The sequence below is a fragment of the Pseudomonas azerbaijanorientalis genome, assembly GCF_019139795.1.
Lineage (GTDB): Bacteria > Pseudomonadota > Gammaproteobacteria > Pseudomonadales > Pseudomonadaceae > Aquipseudomonas > Aquipseudomonas laurylsulfatiphila.
This window is the reverse complement of the sequence record NZ_CP077078.1, coordinates 3,232,380-3,252,656: the sequence shown is the minus strand read 5'-3', so window position 1 is coordinate 3,252,656 and position 20,277 is coordinate 3,232,380. Positions and strand designations below refer to the sequence as shown.

16 protein-coding genes and 3 pseudogenes are annotated in these 20,277 nt (G+C 53.4%); 12 read left to right on the top strand and 7 right to left on the bottom strand.

What is annotated here, in order from left to right; all coding sequences use genetic code 11:
- Entirely contained in the window at positions 1 to 1,437 is a 1,437-nt protein-coding gene (locus KSS91_RS14440) for a hypothetical protein (protein WP_217835146.1), read from the bottom strand.
- 442 nt (positions 1,438 to 1,879) lie between these two features.
- Here KSS91_RS14440 and KSS91_RS14435 point away from each other — a divergent pair, with 442 nt between their 5' ends.
- The 3 genes from KSS91_RS14435 to KSS91_RS14425 all read left to right on the top strand — a co-directional run bounded on the left by KSS91_RS14435 (position 1,880) and on the right by KSS91_RS14425 (position 3,700).
- Positions 1,880 to 2,845 (top strand): endonuclease, encoded by a 966-nt coding sequence (locus tag KSS91_RS14435; protein ID WP_154860022.1) that lies wholly within the window; start codon positions 1,880 to 1,882, stop codon positions 2,843 to 2,845.
- A gap of 267 nt (positions 2,846 to 3,112) precedes the next feature.
- On the top strand, positions 3,113 to 3,394 hold the full coding sequence (locus KSS91_RS14430) for a hypothetical protein (protein WP_217835145.1): 282 nt from the start codon (positions 3,113 to 3,115) through the stop codon (positions 3,392 to 3,394).
- A 63-nt stretch (positions 3,395 to 3,457) separates the two neighbouring features.
- Positions 3,458 to 3,700: an AbrB/MazE/SpoVT family DNA-binding domain-containing protein gene (locus tag KSS91_RS14425; protein ID WP_217835144.1), complete on the top strand. Its 243-nt coding sequence runs from the start codon at positions 3,458 to 3,460 to the stop codon at positions 3,698 to 3,700.
- 75 nt (positions 3,701 to 3,775) lie between these two features.
- Here the strand turns inward: KSS91_RS14425 and KSS91_RS14420 are convergent, their stop codons facing one another.
- Positions 3,776 to 7,567, bottom strand: a complete 3,792-nt coding sequence (locus tag KSS91_RS14420) for a YobI family P-loop NTPase (protein ID WP_217835143.1) — start codon at positions 7,565 to 7,567, stop codon at positions 3,776 to 3,778.
- 102 nt (positions 7,568 to 7,669) lie between these two features.
- On the opposite strand from KSS91_RS14420, the pseudogene KSS91_RS14415 reads away from it, so the two are divergent.
- Positions 7,670 to 8,158, top strand: a pseudogene (locus tag KSS91_RS14415) (histidine phosphatase family protein); the annotation flags it as partial.
- A 120-nt stretch (positions 8,159 to 8,278) separates the two neighbouring features.
- On the opposite strand, the gene KSS91_RS14410 reads toward KSS91_RS14415, so the two are convergent.
- The 4 genes and pseudogenes from KSS91_RS14410 to KSS91_RS14395 form a co-directional block, all read right to left on the bottom strand.
- Positions 8,279 to 8,857 carry a plasmid pRiA4b ORF-3 family protein gene (locus tag KSS91_RS14410; protein WP_217835142.1) on the bottom strand — a complete coding sequence of 193 codons (579 nt, stop codon included), beginning with the start codon at positions 8,855 to 8,857 and terminating at the stop codon, positions 8,279 to 8,281.
- Positions 8,833 to 9,288 (bottom strand): annotated as a pseudogene (locus tag KSS91_RS14405) (sensor domain-containing diguanylate cyclase); the annotation flags it as partial. The gene KSS91_RS14410 and the pseudogene KSS91_RS14405, both read right to left, overlap by 25 nt.
- 378 nt (positions 9,289 to 9,666) lie before the next feature.
- Complete coding sequence (locus KSS91_RS14400; RefSeq protein ID WP_217838414.1) at positions 9,667 to 11,037, bottom strand: heavy metal sensor histidine kinase; 1,371 nt, start codon at positions 11,035 to 11,037, stop codon at positions 9,667 to 9,669.
- Entirely contained in the window at positions 11,034 to 11,705 is a 672-nt protein-coding gene (locus tag KSS91_RS14395) for a heavy metal response regulator transcription factor (RefSeq protein WP_130209077.1), read from the bottom strand. The genes KSS91_RS14400 and KSS91_RS14395 overlap by 4 nt, the downstream gene beginning before the upstream one ends.
- 145 nt (positions 11,706 to 11,850) lie before the next feature.
- On the opposite strand from KSS91_RS14395, the gene KSS91_RS14390 reads away from it, so the two are divergent.
- The 5 genes and pseudogenes from KSS91_RS14390 (at position 11,851) to KSS91_RS14375 (ending at position 15,716) form a co-directional block, all read left to right on the top strand.
- Entirely contained in the window at positions 11,851 to 12,354 is a 504-nt protein-coding gene (locus tag KSS91_RS14390) for a GlcG/HbpS family heme-binding protein (RefSeq protein ID WP_217835141.1), read from the top strand.
- Between the two features lie 10 nt (positions 12,355 to 12,364).
- Positions 12,365 to 12,775, top strand: a complete 411-nt coding sequence (gene uraH, locus KSS91_RS14385) for a hydroxyisourate hydrolase (RefSeq protein ID WP_217835140.1) — start codon at positions 12,365 to 12,367, stop codon at positions 12,773 to 12,775.
- Between the two features lie 764 nt (positions 12,776 to 13,539).
- Positions 13,540 to 14,313: pseudogene (locus KSS91_RS28780) on the top strand (PAS domain-containing protein); the annotation flags it as partial.
- Positions 14,314 to 14,346: 33 nt separating this feature from the next.
- Positions 14,347 to 14,856 carry a methyl-accepting chemotaxis protein gene (locus tag KSS91_RS28775; protein WP_225923764.1) on the top strand — a complete coding sequence of 170 codons (510 nt, stop codon included), beginning with the start codon at positions 14,347 to 14,349 and terminating at the stop codon, positions 14,854 to 14,856.
- A gap of 71 nt (positions 14,857 to 14,927) precedes the next feature.
- Positions 14,928 to 15,716, top strand: coding sequence for an EAL domain-containing protein (locus KSS91_RS14375; protein WP_217835138.1), 789 nt, complete (start codon positions 14,928 to 14,930; stop codon positions 15,714 to 15,716).
- A 591-nt stretch (positions 15,717 to 16,307) separates the two neighbouring features.
- Here the strand turns inward: KSS91_RS14375 and KSS91_RS14370 are convergent.
- The gene (locus tag KSS91_RS14370) at positions 16,308 to 17,237 is read right to left on the bottom strand and encodes a LysR family transcriptional regulator (RefSeq protein ID WP_217835137.1); all 930 of its coding nucleotides are present in this window, start codon (positions 17,235 to 17,237) and stop codon (positions 16,308 to 16,310) included.
- Between the two features lie 179 nt (positions 17,238 to 17,416).
- On the opposite strand from KSS91_RS14370, the gene KSS91_RS14365 reads away from it, so the two are divergent.
- The 3 genes from KSS91_RS14365 to KSS91_RS14355 all read left to right on the top strand — a co-directional run bounded on the left by KSS91_RS14365 (position 17,417) and on the right by KSS91_RS14355 (position 20,214).
- The gene (locus KSS91_RS14365) at positions 17,417 to 18,487 is read left to right on the top strand and encodes an alpha/beta hydrolase (RefSeq protein ID WP_217835136.1); all 1,071 of its coding nucleotides are present in this window, start codon (positions 17,417 to 17,419) and stop codon (positions 18,485 to 18,487) included.
- Positions 18,488 to 18,569: 82 nt separating this feature from the next.
- Positions 18,570 to 19,700: an MFS transporter gene (locus KSS91_RS14360; RefSeq protein WP_217838413.1), complete on the top strand. Its 1,131-nt coding sequence runs from the start codon at positions 18,570 to 18,572 to the stop codon at positions 19,698 to 19,700.
- Positions 19,701 to 19,725: 25 nt separating this feature from the next.
- Complete coding sequence (locus KSS91_RS14355; RefSeq protein ID WP_225923682.1) at positions 19,726 to 20,214, top strand: cyclophilin-like fold protein; 489 nt, start codon at positions 19,726 to 19,728, stop codon at positions 20,212 to 20,214.
- Positions 20,215 to 20,277: the final 63 nt, after the last annotated feature.

Here is a 20,277-nt window from a genome sequence, read left to right as displayed (position 1 = left end):
TTACATCGAACTCTGCAGAGGTTGCAGCTGATCAAATTTTGAGGTGAAAGATGACTGGACGCGCGCGCGAATGGGCTCGAGGTTTTCAATCATGTCGCTCAACAGCCTTTCCTGCACCAGCAGTCGAGCCTCGTCATGATCGATGGCGAAGTCCGGCATTTCGACATCGGGGAACTCGATAGGCTGATCGAAATAGTCCGGTCTAGGAGAGCCCTGAGGCCGCTTTAACCGGTTCTCATATCGGTAATACTGAGTCAGCGCCTTCAACGTCTCGTCCGCCATCACCAAGGACTCAGTCACCTTCTTTTTGATGATCGACTTCTGCCCCATGTTGTATTTGAAGACCTTGATATCCCCTTCAGCTTTTTTAACGTTTTCATCTATGAGCTGCAGAGTTCGATTTTTTTGATCGTCGAGGCTTTTTCGGAGGCTTGCGACGAGCCCCACGTACCTTCGGTGCGACTCAGCGTAAGCGGAATAGACTTTGGCATAGCCTGGGTAACGATCGGTAAAGATGTAACCTTCGATTATCGCGAATACGCCACAGATGATCGTCACCGCAAACAGGGCGCAAGATTCAAAATCCTGAAACGGGATAATGTGGGCCTTGAAGCTTTGTGTGATGAGCACGATTGGGCTCTGCGTTCCCTCTTCCAGTAAAGGCAGGGAGTACCGGCAATAGGCTACAACGACGCCAAGCACGAAGGTGAAGCACAATCCGACTACCCCTGAAAAGTAACCGAGCACCGTGCGACTGACTTTGACGTGGTTCTTGTTGGTGTAAATACGCCCTGCCCAAAAGCACACGAGGATGTTGAGCAATGACAACGTGAAGGCCAAAAAGAAACCATCGACGAGACCTCCGGCCATACCAGAGGCGAAAAAATTGGCGTTGACGAATCCTTCCGCCACACAACATGCAGCCAACATGGCTATCTTGAACAGTTTTCCGTCTGAATTGATCCTTTCGGCTGGGGTATCTGGGAGTCTGTTATCAGTGCGAAACGCGTCGAGCAGCGCTTTCTTCGACTTCGCTTCGCGTTCAGCCTCTTTTCGGCGCCCATCCTGTGCCGAGAGAATCTGGTCAGCAGTACGCTCAAACTCTTCACCCTGCTGAATGGTGCGATTTATTTCACGGGTGATGTCGATCGAGTCCATCCGATGCTGAATTTGTCGGATAACCTGCTGGCCATACTTGACCGTGGCTTCACGTTTCTTTCCGAGGGTACCTCTAATCTGGTGTTCCACATCTGTCAACTGAGTGTCGTTGGAGGCAGGAATACCTGCGGCCCCATGGGCTTGAGCGATCTCTAAAATCTTGAGCTCTTTTTTAAGCTTTTCAGGATCAATTTTCGGCAGCAGTGGTTCACTGTGTTCAGATTCCTGGCTGGAGAATAGTGCCTTGATACCCGCAATGATGCTCTTCAGGAACGACATCAAAATATCCATAACTTTTGTTTTTAAGGGGTTCCTGACATTCCGCGAGCATACCGAGGGTGCCGGCTCATCCCACTTCGCAGACTAGATGAGTCCGGTTCAAGGAGGGCTTTGTCAGTAAAGCGTGGCTGAAATCAAATGACCAAAAATGGTGGCAAAATGATGACTTTATCGCCCCCTAGAAGCAAGTGGCTATCAGTGTCACTCATCGTTTAATACTCATCTGTCCTCCATCGCACCGAAGCGTAGAGCGAAGGGCAAATGAAGAGAGTTTGAATGAGTTGGCCAAAGTAGCCCTGAATAGCCCAACACTGCGTATGCCAAGCCTTGGGTGCTGACCTTCAACCGCAAGCGTTTGAGGTATGAGCACTAGACGGGTTTCCATAAATAGACGTGGAGCCCATGCGTATAATGCACGCCCCAAAACTGCTAATGTTTTCCAATGAAAAAGCTGTTTACCGTAGTAGCGCTCGCCCTCTCAGTAATTTCCCCCGCCTTCTCGAGCCCTCCATCGACCTTTTCCGAAGCCAAGGTCATAGCAAAGCAGAAAATCTACCTTGACCAGGCTAACAGTGCCTTTGGTGAATTGTATTGCGGTTGCAAATGGACATGGGTTGGTAAATCGGGTGGCCGGATCGATGCTGAATCTTGCGGCTATCAAACCAGGAAACAGCAGAACCGTGCTGAACGGACTGAGTGGGAACACATTGTCCCTGCCTGGACATTCGGTAACCAACGCCAGTGCTGGAAGAACGGGGGGCGCGAGCACTGCGTGGATGATGATCCCGTGTTTCGAGCAATGGAGGCAGACTTGTTCAACCTCTACCCATCCGTTGGGGAGGTGAACGGCGACCGTAGTAATTTCAACTACGGCATGGCCACCGGGATAGCGCCTCAGTATGGGCAATGCAAGACACGGGTTGATTTCGATCAACGCGCTGCGGAACCGCGTGACGAGGTTAAGGGGCTGGTCGCCAGGACAACCTTTTACATGTTCGACCGATACAACCTGAGCATGTCTCGTCAGCAGCAACAGCTACTGATGGCTTGGGACAAGCAATTCCCGGTTTCGGCGTGGGAAAAAGAGCGAGATGGTCGCATTGCGGCAATCATGGGGCACTCCAATCCATTCGTAACTGGCGAGCGTCGATGGTCGCAAGGATACAAGGCGGTTGGTGATGGGGTAGTTAGTGCCGTTCCTGATAGGCCTACGCGAGTAGCAGCCCAAACCACTCTAGCAAGTGCGGCCGGTGTAGGCACGATCATAGGCAATAGGAAAAGCCAGGTGTATCACCTCGCCTTGGGATGCCCTGGCTATGGTCAGGTGTCTGAAAAAAATCAGGTCTCCTTCACGTCAGAATCTGAGGCCCAGGCGGCAGGATATCGAAAGGCAGGCAACTGCAAGTAGTTGCTTCTTGTTGAATGCCGGCCTCGCGAAACCGAGGCCGTCTCCCAACGGGAGGCTGAGACATGCGTCCTGTATTTGCCATTTTCACACTTGATAACGTCATTCACCACAGGCGGTTGCTGCTAAGGCTTGGTAGGCTCACCATGCTTGTTTGGCTGCAAACCAATTATTGCAATTCAACAAATTATATCGACGAGCCGTCGCTCACCTTCCAGCCAATGAGCCAATCGAACACTCAGTTCCTGACTGCCAACTAGGAGTACCAAATTGCTTAACCGTCCGGACAAAGACGCGCTACGTGCGATGCTGGAATCTCAAGTTCAAGAAAAACTTCAGCACGACCCAGACGCGGTAACGACTTATGCAGCCAAGCCTGTTCCAGAACGAAAACCGTACACCAGCAAACCCACCGTTCAGGACAAAGCATTTCACAAAGAGCTTGAACAGATGCGCGCAGATGCTGAAGCTGGAGTGATACATACGCCTAAGCGCGAGCCGGAGGACGGGGCTAATCCTAGCCTTAGGCTTGATGATTATCCGGATCTGTAAAACGTACCACAGAGAATCTACAGGCAGGAGCAGCTTGCCGGTTCAATGCAACGGAGACCACACGTGAGAAAACCACCGATGAAAATCATCATCGAAGAATGGGACGGCGACGGCGCAATACGGATTCCAGATGAAGCACTACAGGAGCTGGAGCTTGATGTCGGCGACGCTGTGTACCTGATAGAAGAATTTGTCGGCAACACGCGCTGCCTTGTCCTATCGAAAAAGCCTCAAGTCGCTGATCGAATAGACGAGCTCACTGAAGCTTGGAATGGCAAACAGCAAGGTAGCGCCAAGGACAAATGAGGAGTCAGGAAAAGGGTAGATCCCTACTCTGTATCAGACCGATGCGCCCCTCTTCCTGCCCCTTACAGTCGCTTCTCAAATCATTCCTGACGGCTTACTGAACGCCTCAATGTAGTCCTTGCCATTGTTGAATTTGCCCACAAAACCTCTGAGCTGTAGCGCATCCACCACGCTAGCATCCAGACTAGAAGTGGGCAGGCGCACCGAGCGTTTCTTGGCTGCTAGGTCTCCGTATCCACCGGCCAACGCGACCAGGATTGGTGAGGTAGTTGCCCAGTCTAAATTCAACTTCAGCGCCTGAAGCAGAAGCTCCTTTCGTTCCTGCTCAGAGTTATTCGCATCGTTCGCTGTGCTAACGATTATAGAGAGGCAGTTGCGTGAGAGAACGACACCTTCAGTATTGGCCCGGGCGCACACGCTACTCAAATGCTTGAGAGTTTCTGCATCGCTTGCCATTTCGCGCTCGACCAGCCCTTCCCACATCCTAACGACATCGCCGACTGGGATGTTTGGGGCTTCACTCAGTGAGACAACGATGTGCGGGGCTAGCTTCAAAAGCTCCAGCTCTTCCCGTGCTGTCTCCCACCGATTACGTAGGTAGCTAATTTCAATATCCGCCCCTTGATTGGCAAAGATCGTATGAGTTGCGGCATCGAAAGGAACAAAGGAAGCGGTGGCCAAAAACACCCAACGATCAGGTGAGATTCTCGCACCCTCTATTGCAGTAGCCCCTACCGTAGTGCTGGCAAACACATCTTCAAGGGTATCGTCATCGAAGAGATCTGACACGATGAGACGGGTCTTCAGGTCTTCGTTCTCTGGCCGCTCTTCATCCCAAAGCTGTTGAGCAGCAATGGCGTTTCGCGTAATAAAATGGGCGAAGACGTCTTCGAGATAGTTCATTTCATCGGAGGTAGGTGTGTTGCTAGGAAGCTCTGTTGGTCGAATGAGCATGTGATTGAAGAACGCCCATGCAGCTTCTGGGACTGACTTTACGCGATCCAACTGAAGCGCTTTAATCCAGATGTTGTCCGGGAAGCAGCTCAGATCTTCTATCGCACAATCAGTTCGCTGGAACAGCTGGTCTTGTAGGTCGGGATCGTCGTTGATCAGGGACAGGACATACTTCAGCGAATTGGAGTCTTCCTCAATAATTCCTGTCTGCTCCATCAAGGCTAGAACGAACTCTCTGGGCGCGTGCTCGATCATGGCGTCCAACCCGCCGAGATTCAAAGCCAGCAGGCCGCGACAGGAAACATTACCCTCCTCCCCGTCCAATTTGCGGCAGAGCAGCAACATCATGGATAGGTTTAGCTCCAGGCAATTCCACTCCACCAGGCGCCTGAGCGTCTGCTCATCGGTGCCAGGTTCGAGACTTCTGAATCTTACCAGCTCGTGAAGAAGCCACGGCCAGCCATTCGCTTTGGTTTCCATACCTGAGATGAACGTCGTCGCATCTGGCAGTTCTTCAATGATGTTTAGGAGTAGACCCTGACCTTCCATTCCTTCAATCTGCTTTTGATTCAGGGTGTCCAAAAGGCCGAAAATAAAGTCCAGCCGGATGTCTGAGCCACTGAATTGGTCTGTTTCAAGCAACTGGGTAAACAGGCGTGGCTCAATCGCAAACATTGATCGGATGAAGTCTGATCGAGCTTCTCCAGCAAGGATGATGCGAGCCGCATCAGCAAACCTGTCCAGATGCTGCTGCGCACTCCGCAAAACAATCTCTAGCTTTTGAGTTCGAACATCACCGAGATCACTGAGGCTCGCAGACATGGAGAGCTCAGCAATCAGCGCTGCAATAATGCCGCCACCGCCATCTAGCGAACCGTGTTCGAGTTTCCCAATCACTCGCTCAGGATTTCTAATTGGCGTGGCAACGTCCAACACGGCACGACGCCGAAGCGCGAGAAGCAAATTTTGATCGTCGTGGGTCAGAGAGCCTTCGTAGAAGAAACCGAGGTAGTCCGTGTAATCGGTGTCGAGGTAGCCGCTACGCAGTAAGTACACGATAACTTCCATGCTGGTGAGCTGCTGCGCAATCACGATGCCGTAATTTCCACGTGCTGCTTCGCGAAAAGAGGCCGTTTTAAGCTTGGTGATGTCCCTTTCGGTAGCTCCTATCGCATCTTCTACCGCCTTAATTGGGGTCTGGATATGATTTGCCCGTTTCTCGAAGGATGCTCGCGCAAGGGCATCTTCTGGCCTGACGAGATGCCCTTGTGGGATGTGATTTGTAAACTGGGAAAACAAAACACTCCGCCACTGTCCCGCGTGGCAGAGTTGCTCGAAAGTCTCATCCTGTAGGAAATCGTTCAGGCTAAACCTTTGACCACTCTCACTCTGAATATAGTTAGCTCCTTCGACCCCGCTCGCCTTCAGCGTTTCGTACCAGACGCGGATTCTCACATCGACCATTTGCTCCTCTTTTAGCAAAAGGCGCTGGGATTTTTCTTCGCGTAGGCACTCCAGTCGAACAGCTAGCGCCTGGCTTTCGTTTTCCAACCACTCCGACAATCCAGTCAGTAGGGAGTGCACCTGACCTCGGCGCCTGCTCAATAGCGCGAACTCTTCAGGATGCAGATTTCTAATCACCACAATCGCGAACAGCTTGTTTTGGTCTAGATCCAGACCACCATGGGAGAGCAGGTTCGCAAATATGTCGTATTCGTTGACGATATTTTTGATGAGCCGCATCTCATCAATGTAGTAGCAGGCCGTTTCCACCAGGATACGGTCGAGGCTTGCTCCCAGTGGCTTGCCATTCACTGTACGAGTGCCCATTAGCTGGTACAGCTTTTCTCGAGAGTTTTCCGAGTTAACGACGGGGATCACAGGGATGATCAAGTCGAAGAATTTGGTCTTGTCAGTGACGGTGAAGAGTTCATCGCGGATGGCGTAGATGAAATGAACAGGTCGCTTGATCTGAGGCGAGCGACGGATTGTAAAATTGATCTCCCGGAGCCTGAAAAACACTTCCTGGGCTCCGAAGCGATCCAGATCTTCAATCACGACTACGCGAATATCACTGCGCTCGAAGCAGTAGATAATCTCGTCCACGTTCTTATGCAGAACAGAGCCATGATGCATAGTTTCGAGCTTGCCACCTTTGAGCGTCAGACCGTCGATGCTAAACATCGATAGGAATTTCAGGCTGGCGTACAACGCATACAAACAGCCAATGCCTACGCCAAAGACTGCGAGCCAACCTGGGATCAGCATGAAGCCTTGGAAGATCCAATCTGGATCAAAAGCCGGCAGCTCTTTCACCGTGGGGATATACAGACGAAGGCAACCGATGATGAACACAGCGCAGGACACGGTGCGCATGAGAATTCGCCGACTAGACGCCTGTACGATGCGTTTCAATCTCGTCTTAGGCAGCTGCTCCGCCGGCACTGCGTAGAGGAGTTGCTGAACAATGGTCTCCTCGATTCGGACAATCAAATCTCCTGGCAGAGAGTTTTCTGCAGAGCCGTCAATGGAGCGTGCTCTCTTGGTTGTGGCATCAGAAGTTCGCTCATTGTCGGAAACCGGCGCGTCCTTGCTAAAGGTGGCAAGCGATACGTATGCAGCTTGAAATTCCGGGTGTCGATCAAAAAAAGTTTTGATGACGCTACTCTTGCCCGCTCCGTAGCCGCCCGTTAGGGCAATGTTCAAAATCTCATCGTTATTGAGCGCCCCTTTCAGCTCACGCTCATACAGTTCGAATTGATCGTCCGCAAGCAAGACTGGCGTGAGTGGTTCAAATGACCCAGGAGGCGTTGAAGGGCTAAGCAGTGAGTCGAATACACGACGCCCTTCCCTGCAAGCCGTGATGAGTGCAGTCCATTGCTGCTTGACGCGTGTGACGATTCCGTTAGGCATCGATAATCCTGTCGACTAGACATCCATGCCATCGTTTGGCATAGGAATACGCTAAGAGCATTCAAAGACCGAATTAACCGGCACATTTCTCATAGCGGCTATATGCCACAGATCTCGCTCTGGGGGATAGTTCCGCTTCCAGAGATTCTCGTGCAAATCAAAACCGAGGCCTCAATGAAAATCGTAAGGTTGATCCGGCACGCGGAGAGCGCCGCTAACGCCGGTCTAGCCACGGCAGCACCGGACTCAATACCACTGACTGAAAACGGCCTTCAGCAAGCTCGTGAACTTGCTGAGTCCATAACGTGCACGCCCGACCTGATCATCTCATCCCCCTTTGAGCGCGCTATCGCAACCGCACTACCAACCACAGGGCGCTTCCCTGACGTGTCATTCGAAGTGTGGCCGGTCGAAGAATTCACGTATTTGAGCCCAAACCGCTTCGCCGGCACTACACAGACCGACCGTAAACCACATGCGGAAAGCTATTGGAAAAATGGTGCCACGGAGTTTACTGGTGGGCCTGGCGCTGAGTCGTTCGATCATCTGCTCGAGCGCGCAGATACGATGCTGGCCAAGCTTGCGGATCACGATGCTCAGAACATCCTGGTCTTTAGCCATGGGCAATTCATCAGAGCTGCCGCTTTGCTGATCAAGTATGGTAGCCACGCTCGTTCATACGTAAGCGTCCGAGCTACACCGCCTTGCGGCTCAAACTTTAATCCGTTTAAACCACTGGTTCACGCGCTCGCACTCAAATGCCGCTGGATCAAAAACATCTCCATGCCATTCAACCATCGCGTCATGCTCTGGATGATCGGGGTTGGCCATCGCCTCTAGAAAGTCCTCGTAACCAGGCCCGCCACCCACGTCTTCCGGGGGACACGCATTGGCGCCGTCTATGCAATACGGAACCTGAGGACAGGCAATAGCGGGGAGTGTTTTTTCGACCTTGATACGGTGATGCCAACTGTCACCAAAGTCATAGAGATAATTGAATGTCCGCTTTCCGCTAAGTGCCTTGATCAGCGTTTTACGGGCTTCCGGGTTTACCGTCGGGCCCCAACCTTCAGGGTCGGGCATGCCGTAATTCTCACCGGCAATTTCAAACTCATGCAGATGGCTATCACCCCAACCCATCACGACCTGGATGACATGGTGCAGTTTGCCCAAGGTAATGTTTTCAGGCACCGCGAACCGACGCCAGATCGTCGGAGTGATCCACTTCAGCTCAATGTGCAGCAGCAACAGATCGGTGGCGGGTTTGGGTACATGAACAATACAGGCCAAGTCTCGTTGAGATACACCTGATGTTGTGCAGGTTGATGAGTGAGGCTGGGAAAGTCCTTGAGTTCAAAGTCTGGCCGCCAAGTACGACGCAATAGCTCTTCGAACGCAGCCTGTTCACCAATGGGTACCGCCCTCGCCGCCTCAAGCATGTAAATATGAGGGTAAGCGGATAAAACGGCCGCTGCATAACGGGCCGCCGCATCCGTATCGCTTTGATCGACAGCCTGCAGAAATGCCGAGAAACCGGCCAACACAGCCTCATTGGTATCAAGCTGAATGCGCACAATGCCGGAAATATTCTGCACGTACTCCGAGAAACGCTTTTCTGTACGTTGAGCCTCGGACTTCAGCAGTAACAGGGCTGAAAAGCCAACCAATCCGACAGCGAGGATAATGAACCCTGCCAAGGAGCTGCGCCGCTTAGTAAACATCACTTTAACGTTTCCAAGGCACAGAGGGAGAACCGTGCCTTGGCAACCAACGTCGAAGCCAAAAGAGATAGGTGGCGGGCGACCGATGAAATGCCGATTTGAAGGTCGCTGAGTATTGAAAACAACTCCCAGGGGGTCACGTCCGATTCGCATATTTGCGACTCAAAAATGATGCTGGGCAAGGTTCCCTCCCCAAAAATGGCGTAGTAGGCTTTCGGATTCAACCTAAGCACTGCGTCTCCCCTTTCGAATGTGCCCGAAAGACAACTTTTCTAGCTACATTTGCATGCTTCCTAGGTGGGCACCACTGCAACAAAACCCAGTGTAGGGCAATTTGCCATCGCCCGCCGTGTCAGGTGCAATTCCTTCGGTTCGAGTTCAGGTGTTTTTAAGAGGAAACTCCAAGCGAAAGCTTGTACCTGCTTCAGTGCTATCAACGCTTACACAACCACCATGCAGCTGCATGATTGAGCGCACAATGGCCAATCCCAGACCACCAGAATCGTCGGGCTGATTACGTGATGGGTCGCACCGGTAAAAGCGCTCAAACAATCGCGGTAGATGTTCTGCTGCAATCGGCTCGCCGTGGTTGTGCACCGTGATTTTGAGCGTGTCGTCCGATATCACGCTGCTGATCGTCACTACAGAGGTGGGAGTTGCGTAGCGCAGCGCATTGGCCAGCAAATTAGCCAAGGCTCGACGGATCAAGCCTGGATCACCCCGCAACTGATCCCGGGTCTGGTTTATCAGTTGCACATCTCGCTCTTGCGCCACGCCTTCGAAATACTCACATAGCTGCTCAATCAGATCGTGCAGGTCGATGTGCTCGAATTTTACACAAGCATTTGGCTGCTCGGTACGAGCAAGAAACAGCATGCTGTCGATCATTCGTGCCAGCCTTTCATACTCTTCCTGATTGGAAACCAGCAGGTTTTGATAGTCCTCGATTGAGCGACTGCGCCTCAGGGCTTGCTGAGTATGTCCCATCAGGTTGCCAAGCGGGGTTCGCATCTCATGGGCGAGGTCTTCCGAGAAGCGTGATAGCTGAGCGAATCCGTCCTCAAGGCGTGCAAGCATCTGGTTAAGGGCACTAGAGAGCAGTTTGAGCTCATTCAGCTCATTGAACTCATCCAGTCGCAGATGCAGATGCTGCACATCGATTCCGGCAGCACGCTTGGCCAGCAGGCGCACTGGGTGCAAGCCTCGTTGACTGACCCACCAGCCGAATGCGAAAGCCAGCAGCGCCCCCACTGACATGGCCAGCCAGAGCTTGAGTCGGTAAGCCCCCAGCATCTGGTCGCGCTCCCCCAACAACTTGCCAGCAATCAGGGTCAAGCCGCGATCATCCTGTGTGACATCCTGCCAGGCAAGCCGCACTGACTCGGTAGAGTGATCGTCAACGAGGCGAGCCTGGGGTGCAGCGATCAACGTTGGCAATGTCATATGCACTGGGTTGATTTCGATTAACACCTTGCCAGTGTCATCGACGATCCATAGCAGACTGTCGCGATTGCCCAACATGTTTTCGTAGAGCTTGGGCCGACCTCGCAGTTGCTCGATGCTGTCGCTATCGCTGATCAATGCTTGCATTCGCTCCAGGCGCCCCAGCAAGGCCTGGTCATCGCGCCAGGCAATCTCTCGCTGCAACGATTGATAAAGATAAAAACCAATGGAGCCCAGTAACAGCGTGCTGACCAGTGCGAACATGATCGCCAGGCGCAGGCTCAGGGTGCGCGGAAACAGTTTCAGGATTGCACCTCGAGCATGTAACCGATACCACGCACTGTGTGTATCAACTTAAGTGAATATGGATCGTCAACCTTGGCCCGCAGTCGCCGGATAGCGACATCGACCACATTGGTGTCACTGTCAAAGTTCATTTGCCAGATCTGTGAGGCAATCAGCGAGCGCGATAGCACCTCCCCTTCACGACTGAGCAGCAGATGCAGTAAGGCAAACTCCTTGTTGGTCAGAGTGAGGCGCTCGCCGTTGCGCGTTACCCTGCGTCGCAACAAGTCCAGACTAAGGTCGCCAGCCACAAAATGCTCAACCTCACGAGGCGGGCCACGGCGCAGCAAAGTGCGCACGCGTGCCAGTAACTCGGCATAGGAAAAGGGTTTCACTAGATAATCATCGGCCCCCAACTCCAGCCCTTTGACCCGATCATCCACCGAATCACGTGCGGTGAGAAACAGCACCGGGGTCTGCCACTTGCGCCGGATGATTTGCAGCAATTGCCAGCCATCCAACCCGGGCAGCATGACATCTAGAATGATCAGATCGAACTCACTCTCCTGTGCCAAATGCTGGCCATCCAGCCCATCAAGGGCGACCTCTACGACATAGCCCGATTCAGTAAGGGCTTTGCGCAGGTAATCCGCCATTTTCGTTTCATCTTCAACCACCAGGATACGCATTTTTTCCTCCAGGACTGGAGCACAGGCTAGCCCGCTTCGTTGATTTCTCACATTACATATTGGTAATCAGGAGGCAATCATTCTGACGGGGTGCGCTGTTCATGATGTCTGGCATTGACTCAGCCAGACTCAACAAGGAAACAGCATGCGTACAAGCCTATCGACTTCATTGCTGATCACACTCGCAATGAACTCTGCATTCGCCGTTGCAGCCCCGGATCAAGTTGCGCAGCGCAAGGACGTGTCACTGGCAATGGCCAACGATTTGCTTAATGCCGCGCTGACAGCCTGTCACGCCGATGGCCGCACAGCCGTTGCCGCCGTTGTTGACCGAGGTGGCAATCTGGTTGCCGTGCAACGCGATGACAATGTCGGCCCGCACAACACGTTAGCCGCGCAACGCAAAGCCTATACCGCCCTGTCGACCAAGACTTCGACGCGGTTGTTAGCTGAACGCGCTCGCGCGAATCCGGATGCGGAAAACCTCAACACCCTTGATGAACTGTTGCTGCTCGGCGGAGGCGTGCCATTGAAATTCGATGGTCAGGTCATCGGCGCCATCGGAGTGGCCGGTGCAGGCGGTGCTGCAAACGATGAAGGTTGTGCAGAGCTCGCTATCAACAAAGTTTTACCTGCGGCTAAAAACTAAGGACATCACCATGACTGTATTGAAACGTTTCTTCGCTGGCGCTGTATTGAGTGCCCTCTCTACCCTTGCATCAGCGACAGCAAATCCATTGAGCGTGCACGTACTCAATTTGCAGGATGGCCTGCCCTCCCCTGGAGTGAATGTCACGCTGGAAAAACAGGATGGGAAAAACTGGGACATGCTCAACAGCGCGGCAACCAACGAACAAGGTCGTATCACCGGGCTGTATCCGGAAGGACGGGGTCTGGAGAAAGGTACCTACCGTGTCACCTTCAAAACCGGTGAGTGGTTCAAGGCGCACAAAACGTCCAGCTTCTTTCCGGAGGTACCCGTCATTTTTGAGGTGGACGGAACCGTCCCGCACTACCACATCCCGTTGCTTCTCAGCCCCTATGGCTTCTCCACCTACCGAGGAAATTGATGCTTAAGCAGTACTAAATGGATGCCGCTCGAAGGTGAGGACAGCCGCCCTACTCGAAAGGGCGGCACTGTCGCTTAACTTTTCGGTATCAAAACCGTCAGCAATAGCACGCTCACTCCTTAGGCTTGATTCACGTTACAGGGGGGTGATGCCGGTGACAGCACCTTTCTGATCCTTGACCATGAATTGCAGGCCGCTTATCCCCCCGATTAGTCATGCTGAGATAAGGGCATGCGGTCGATTTCACGGTGGAAAGAATAGCGCCCATCCTCAGTCTGTTCCTGGGCGTACTTGATAAAAACCTATACAAGATCTTGTCATGCGCATAAGACTGATCAGAAGTCGGTGACACTTTACTTTGACGACGAATGCCCGCTCTGCGCTTAGAAATCGATGTCCTGCGCAGAAGCGCCAATCAGTCCCTACCACGATTTGTCGACATCTGTCGTGATGGACTTGAAGCCGCGCTTTGGAGCTAGCGCACTGCAAGCTTCAGGGATTGCGGCTACTAAAATGACTTAAGGCGCAATCCGTGCGCCCCTTTCAGTCGGACATAGAGTGCTCTGCCGATTATGTGACAGCTGCGTAACCCGACAGTCAATTGCCGATACTCAATCCCCCACCAGATCAACGCATTACTCCGCGATCAACATGCACGCCTCGTGCTTGACATCGAAAATTCTTGTACAGAGAGTCTTGCTTTGTATAGGTTTTGCGTTAACTTGATAGACGTGCCATGCAGCCCCATATCCACTGAGGTACGTATGTTCAACTCGCAAATCAAAAAAGAATTGGCCGTCAGCCAGCAGCGCTTGGCTGACTGCGAAGCTACCCTCGCAGCATTAGGTGGCTCCATGGCTCTGATTGAGTTCCAACCTGATGGCACGATCCTCGGCGCCAATAGCAATTTCCTGAGAGTAATGGGCTATCGCCTTGAGGAAATCCACTCCCGGCATCACCGCATATTCTGTACACCGAAATACGCCAACAGCGTCGCTTATGAAGGTTTTTGGTCACGCCTGGGTAATGGTGAGTCCATAAATAACCGCTACCTGCGCCTGGACAAACAGGGGCGTGAGATCTGGTTGGAGGCCAGTTATAACCCTGTTCGCGACACCTCTGGACGGGTGATTAAGGTCGTCAAGATTGCTGCTGATGTAACTGCCCGGGTGCAGAAGGAACAAGAGCAGGAGAGCCAAATCAAAGCAATTAACCGTTCCATGGCAACCATTGAGTTCAACCGGCAGGGAGAAGTCATCAGCGCCAACGAAAACTTCCTTGCAGTGATGGGTTACCGCCTCGATGAGATTGTTGGCAAGCACCATCGTCTGTTCTGCGAGCGTAGCGAAAGTGAATCCAACGAGTATTGCCAGTTCTGGGAGCGCCTGAATCACGGCGAATTTTTCTCCGGTAACTTCAAGCGCCTCAACAACCAGGGACACACCGTCTGGTTACGTGCGACTTACAATCCGGTGTTCGACGCCAACGGCAGCCTTTACAAAGTAGTTAAGTTTGCGAGCGATATCACTGCTCAGGTTCTCCAGCAGGAAACTGAGTCACGAGCCGCACGCATGGCCTATGAGACCTCACTGAAAACCGACGATACAGCACACGAAGGTGCCCGAGTGGTACAGGAGACAGTGGATGTCATGCAAAGCCTGGCTGGCGAATTGAATCACGCCGCCGAAGGTATCAATGATGTCAGTCAGCAGTCGGAAGTAATCAGCAGCATCGTGCAGACCATCCGTGGCATCGCCGAACAAACGAATCTTCTAGCGCTAAACGCAGCCATCGAAGCGGCTCGTGCGGGAGAGCAGGGTCGTGGTTTTGCAGTGGTCGCTGACGAAGTGCGCAATCTGGCTTCGCGCACAAGCCAAGCCACCATCAAGATTGTCGAGGTGGTGCAGCACAATCGTGAATTGGCCCAGGGGGCAGTGGCCAGGATGGAGGCGAGTAAAGACAAGGCAGAACAAGGCGTCAAATTAGCCGGTGAGGCCGGTCAAGTGATCCTAGATATTCAGGATAGTGCTCGCCAAGTCGTACACGCGATCAGCAATTTCGCGTCGACATTAGCACGATGATTCAGCCTTGCAGCATGTGCAAAATCTTGGTTTGATCGACACATTGATAGTTATTGAAAAATAGGTTTTGAATGAACGAAAAATCACGACCAGTCCCTCCTTGTAGTTCCTGTAGAGAGGGCAAAGAACTGGATTTTGAGTTCAGTATGGCGTTCCAGCCAATCGTAGATCTGCGTGACAACAGTATTTTTGCCTACGAGGCTTTGGTACGTGGCTGCGATGGCAGTGGTGCCGCTGCCATTCTTGGAAAGGTAAACGAACAGAACCGTTATGCCTTTGACCAAGCATGTCGAGTCAAGGCTGTTGAGCTTGCTTCACGCTTGCAAATACCCTGCTTTGTCAGCATCAACTTCTTACCCAATGCGGTATATCAAGCAGCCACGTGCATTCGTGCGACGCTTGAAGCTGCTCGCAGGTTTGGATTTCCCACAGAAAGGCTGATTTTTGAGATCACCGAAAACGAAGAACTGGTGGACAAGGAACATCTAAAAAGCATCATTCGAGAATATCGCCTTAAAGGCTTCAAGACAGCCATAGATGATTTCGGTGCTGGATACTCGGGGCTCAATCTGCTGGCAGAGTTTCAACCCGACATCATCAAATTGGACATGGCACTGGTACGCAGCATCTGCACTGACCCGGTAAGACAGGCGATCGTCAAAGGCATCCTCGGTGTATGTATAGCGCTCAATATTGACGTGATTGCAGAGGGCGTAGAGACCAATGCTGAACTACAGCAGTTACTAGCCCTGGGCATTAACTTCTATCAAGGCTATCTGTTCGCAAAGCCCGAATATGAAACGCTGCCTAACGTGAGTTGGCCAACCCCGACCGTTGGCCATAGGGCGTCCTCGACTTGAATAAATAGGCGACGCTCCGGTAAAACGCGAAGCCTTAATCTGATTCAATGGATAAGTACCGGAAAGCCGAGCCATCATCACACCCACGCTGGCTCAGTTCGCATCGACAATATCTACCAGGCAGCAGCACCCGGTCGAGCGCTTGGCACCATCGTCACGTTTGGACTGTATGCTCGGGAATGCGAAAAAGATGGTAGGTCTGTAAACGTCCATGTGGACGGTCAGCTCGTTTTTGGAACTGCCTCACTTATTTTGTTGGGTGCTCGATCAGGTCAAGGCCTCGTACATCTCCCTGAGGAGCAGGTGAAATTGGATATCGAACTTGGAAGCTTTATTCGTCCTTGACGACTGGTGCCCGCCGTTTTCTGGGTATCACCTCTACTACCCAAGTCGACGCCAACCCACCCAGGCTTTCAGCCTCCTTGTGGATGCGTTGCGCTATCGTGCTTGACACCATTTGGCAGCGGGTCGTTACGGAAGCCAATGCATCTTCTTCCTGTGCGATGCGCCGCCCATCATGAATGGCCTTGATTACTTGCATTTCTTGCAAACGCCAGGCGTTACCCCGAGTGCTCGCCCGAATCGTCGTGGTCACGCATCCGTGGCAGTCAGGCTGTCATCTGGTGGCAAGCGATCCACCCGTAATGCATCAACGACCAGCGAAAATGCCTGGGAAGGTTGCCGGCGGCTGGGGTAGTACAGGTGAAAACCGCCGAAAGGCTCACACCAGTCTTCCAGCACCCGAACCAGCTGCCCTTGAGCCAGTTGCAAGGCAAACTCGTCCTCGGGCAAGTAAGCGATGCCCAGCCCGCTCACCGCTGCATCGGCGATATGGGTGGTGGAGTTAAATACCAGTTGGCCGTCTACCCGCACTTTCAGTTTCTTGCCCTGGCGTTCGAATTCCCACGCGTCCATGCCGTCATAGGTGGGGAAACGTATGTCGATGCAGCGATGTGCTGCCAGATCGCGAGGGTGTTCAGGCACATGGTTTTGTGCGAAGTAGCTTGGCGCTGCCACTACTGCCATTCGTATAGCCGGGCCAATGGGCACGGCAATCATGTCTTGGGCGACCGTCCCGCTGAAGCGCACACCGGCATCGAAGCGGTCGGCGACAATATCGCGAAAGCCATAGTTGATATCGAATTCCAGCTTGATATCCGGGTACATCTGCAGCAGCGGTGTCAGCTTGGGTAGCAGCGTGGTCTTGATGATGTTGTCACCGCAGGTAATTCGTACCGTGCCGGCCGGCTTGTCGCGCAGCTCGGTCAAAGCTTGCACTTCGGCTTCGATTTCATCAAAGCGATGGCCCACCGCTTCCAGCAGCCGCTCACCCGCCGTAGTCAGAGAAACGCTGCGCGTGGTGCGGGTAAGCAAGCGAATTTTCAGACGTGCTTCCAGGGCCGAAACCACCTGACTCACTGCCGATTGGGTTACCCCAAGTTGCACCGCAGCGCGGGTAAAACTGCCCACGCGCGCCACGACCACAAAGGCCAGCAGATCGTTGAAATTGTGTTTAGCCATAGAGATAGCACTCCAACGATTGATTAGGCCTCCTTATATCCGCATTAAGCACTCATAAGCTAATCAAAATCTCGTTACTGGGCAACAATAGCTGGCATCCCAACCCCTCTGCCTGAAGAGGGCCGAGCCTCATGCTAATAGCCTGCGTCGCCGTTAGCTTCCGCTGAAAAGGACACCCCATGAAAAGACTTCTCGTAATGCTCGGGTTTCTACTCAGTTCATTCACCGCGTTAGGAGCCGATATGTCCAACGGTGCAGACAATTTCTTCAAAAGTGACAAGGTGACCGTGCAAAAGGTCAGCTTCAAAAATCAGTACCAACTCAATGTGGTGGGTAATCTGTTCATCCCTAAAGGCCTGGACAACGCCGCTCGTAGCCCGGCGATTATCGTGGGCCACCCGATGGGCGCGGTGAAGGAGCAAAGCTCCAACCTGTATGCGCAAAAACTTGCGGAACAAGGCTTCGTCACCCTGGCGCTGGATTTGTCGTTCTGGGGCGAAAGCGAAGGCATGCCACGCAATGCGGTGCTGCCGGACATGTACGCCGAGGACTTCAGCGCCGCCGTGGATTATCTCGGCACGCGGCCCTTTATCGACCGTCAGCGCATCGGCGTGCTGGGTATCTGTGGCAGCGGTAGCTTTGTGATCAGCGCGGCCAAGATCGACCCGCGCATGAAAGCCATCGCCACTGTCAGCATGTACGATATGGGCGCCGCCAACCGCAACGGTCTCAAGCATTCGCAAACGCTTGAGCAGCGCAAGCAGGTCATCGCAGCTGCGGCCGAACAGCGTTATGTGGAATTCACAGGCGGCAAGATCGAATATACCGGCGGCACCGTGCAGGAGCTCAATGCCGACACCCACCCCATTCAGCGTGAGTTCTTTGACTTCTACCGCACCCCGCGTGGCGAATTCACCCCGACAAACTCCACATCCCAGCAGACCACCCGCCCGACGCTGAGCAGCAGCACCAAGTTCATGAATTTCTACCCATTCGTAGATATCGAGAGTATTTCGCCCCGCCCGATGTTGTTTATCACAGGTGAAAACGCCCACTCCCGCGAGTTCAGCGAAGAGGCGTTCCGCCTGGCGGGTGAACCTAAAGAGTTGGTCATTGTGCCCAACACCGGCCATGTCGATCTGTATGACCGGGTAGATCTGATTCCTTTCGCCAAGCTGACCCAGTTCTTCCAGAACCACCTGAAGCAACCGGCAGGCACCCCCAAGGCTAATCAACCCCACGATGAATAACACTTGCGCTGATACCCGCTTGGGCGCCACCTCAGCCAGCGAAACAGGCACGCGTGCTGGTCACTGGGGCGGCGTTTATGCGATGACATTGTGCGTGTTCGCACTGATCGCATCGGAGTTCATGCCAGTCAGCCTGCTGACTCCATTGGCAGACGACCTGCAGGTCAGCCAAGGCTTGGCGGGCCAAGGGCTTGCCATCTCTGGCGCGTTTGCAGTGTTGGCCAGCCTGTCCATCAGCTGGATCGCCGGCACCGTAAATAGAAAGACGCTGCTTCTGGCGCTAACTGGCTTGATGGCTGTATCGGGCGCCGTTGTGGCACTTGCACCGAACTACCTGATCTACATGGTTGGGCGTGCCCTGATTGGCGTGGTGATTGGCGGTTTCTGGTCGATGTCGGCAGCCACCGCGATGCGCCTGGTTCCGGCCGCTCAGGTGCCCAGGGCGCTGGCTGTTTTCAACAGCGGCAACGCCCTGGCGACAGTGGTGGCAGCGCCACTGGGCAGTTATCTGGGTTCAGTAGTAGGTTGGCGTGGTGCATTTTTCTGCTTGGTTCCGGTGGCGCTGATTGCCCTGGTCTGGCAATGGATCAGCCTGCCAAGTATGGCAACGCAGGAGCGCTCGCCAGGTGCTGGCAATGTTTTCAAACTGCTGAAAAATCGCACGGTGGCACTGGGCATGGCCGCCAGCGGCCTGTTTTTTATGGGCCAGTTTGCGCTGCTCACTTACCTGCGCCCGTTTCTGGAAACAGTCACCCTGGTCAACGTGCCGACCCTTTCTCTGCTGCTATTGGTGATCGGCATAGCTGGCTTTTGTGGCACGACGATGATCGGCGTGGTGCTGAAACGCAGCCTGTACGGAATCCTGAGTACTATCTCACTGCTGATGGCCGTGATTGCTTTGGCGCTGATTCCTGCTGGCACTTGGGTTATCGCCGTGGCGGTGCTGCTGGGGCTTTGGGGATTTATCGCGACGGCAGCGCCAGTCGGCTGGTGGAGTTGGATCGCGCACGCTTTGCCAAATCACGCCGAGGCGGGCGGTGGACTGATGGTGGCAATCGTGCAGCTGGCCATCGCAGTGGGTTCCATCGTGGGCGGCGTACTGTTTGACACTCTCGGCTACCAGAGCACTTTCATCGCCAGCGCAGCGCTACTGATGCTAGCCGCCTTGTTGACCTTTCTGACCTCCCGCTCGCCGGTGCCGCATACCCGGTGACCCATCCACTCGACGGAGCAAGGCCATGCATACGCCTAGTCTGAGCACCGATTACTTTCAAGGCTGGAAGGGCTTCTGCCTGGCGGCAGTGATGCCATTGGCCCTATCTGCTTCACCCCTCGCCGCCGCTAGGGATCTCATAGGCCCACCAGTAAGTATGGAGAACACTACGATGTGGATGACCGTCGGCCAACGGCGTTTCGCCGTAGCCCTTGAAGACAACCCGACCACTCGGGAGCTTGTCGCCCGATTGCCGCTTAGACTGGACATGATCGAGCTGCACAACAACGAAAAGTACGCCACATTGGAGCAGCCGTTACCCACTCAAGACCACAGGCCAGGCACCATCCACACCGGCGATTTGCTCTTGTACGGCGCCGACACCTTAGTGGTCTTTTATAAAACCTTTACCTCGTCCTACTCCTATTCCCGACTCGGTCAAATCGACAACTCGTCAGGCCTTGCCAAGGCCCTGGGCAGCAAAGATGTACGGGTGACATTTTCCATTGACTAGGGATGAAAGTTAACGCGACCAGAACTACTCAAGCGCTGCACGTCAGACCCACACTTGAACTTT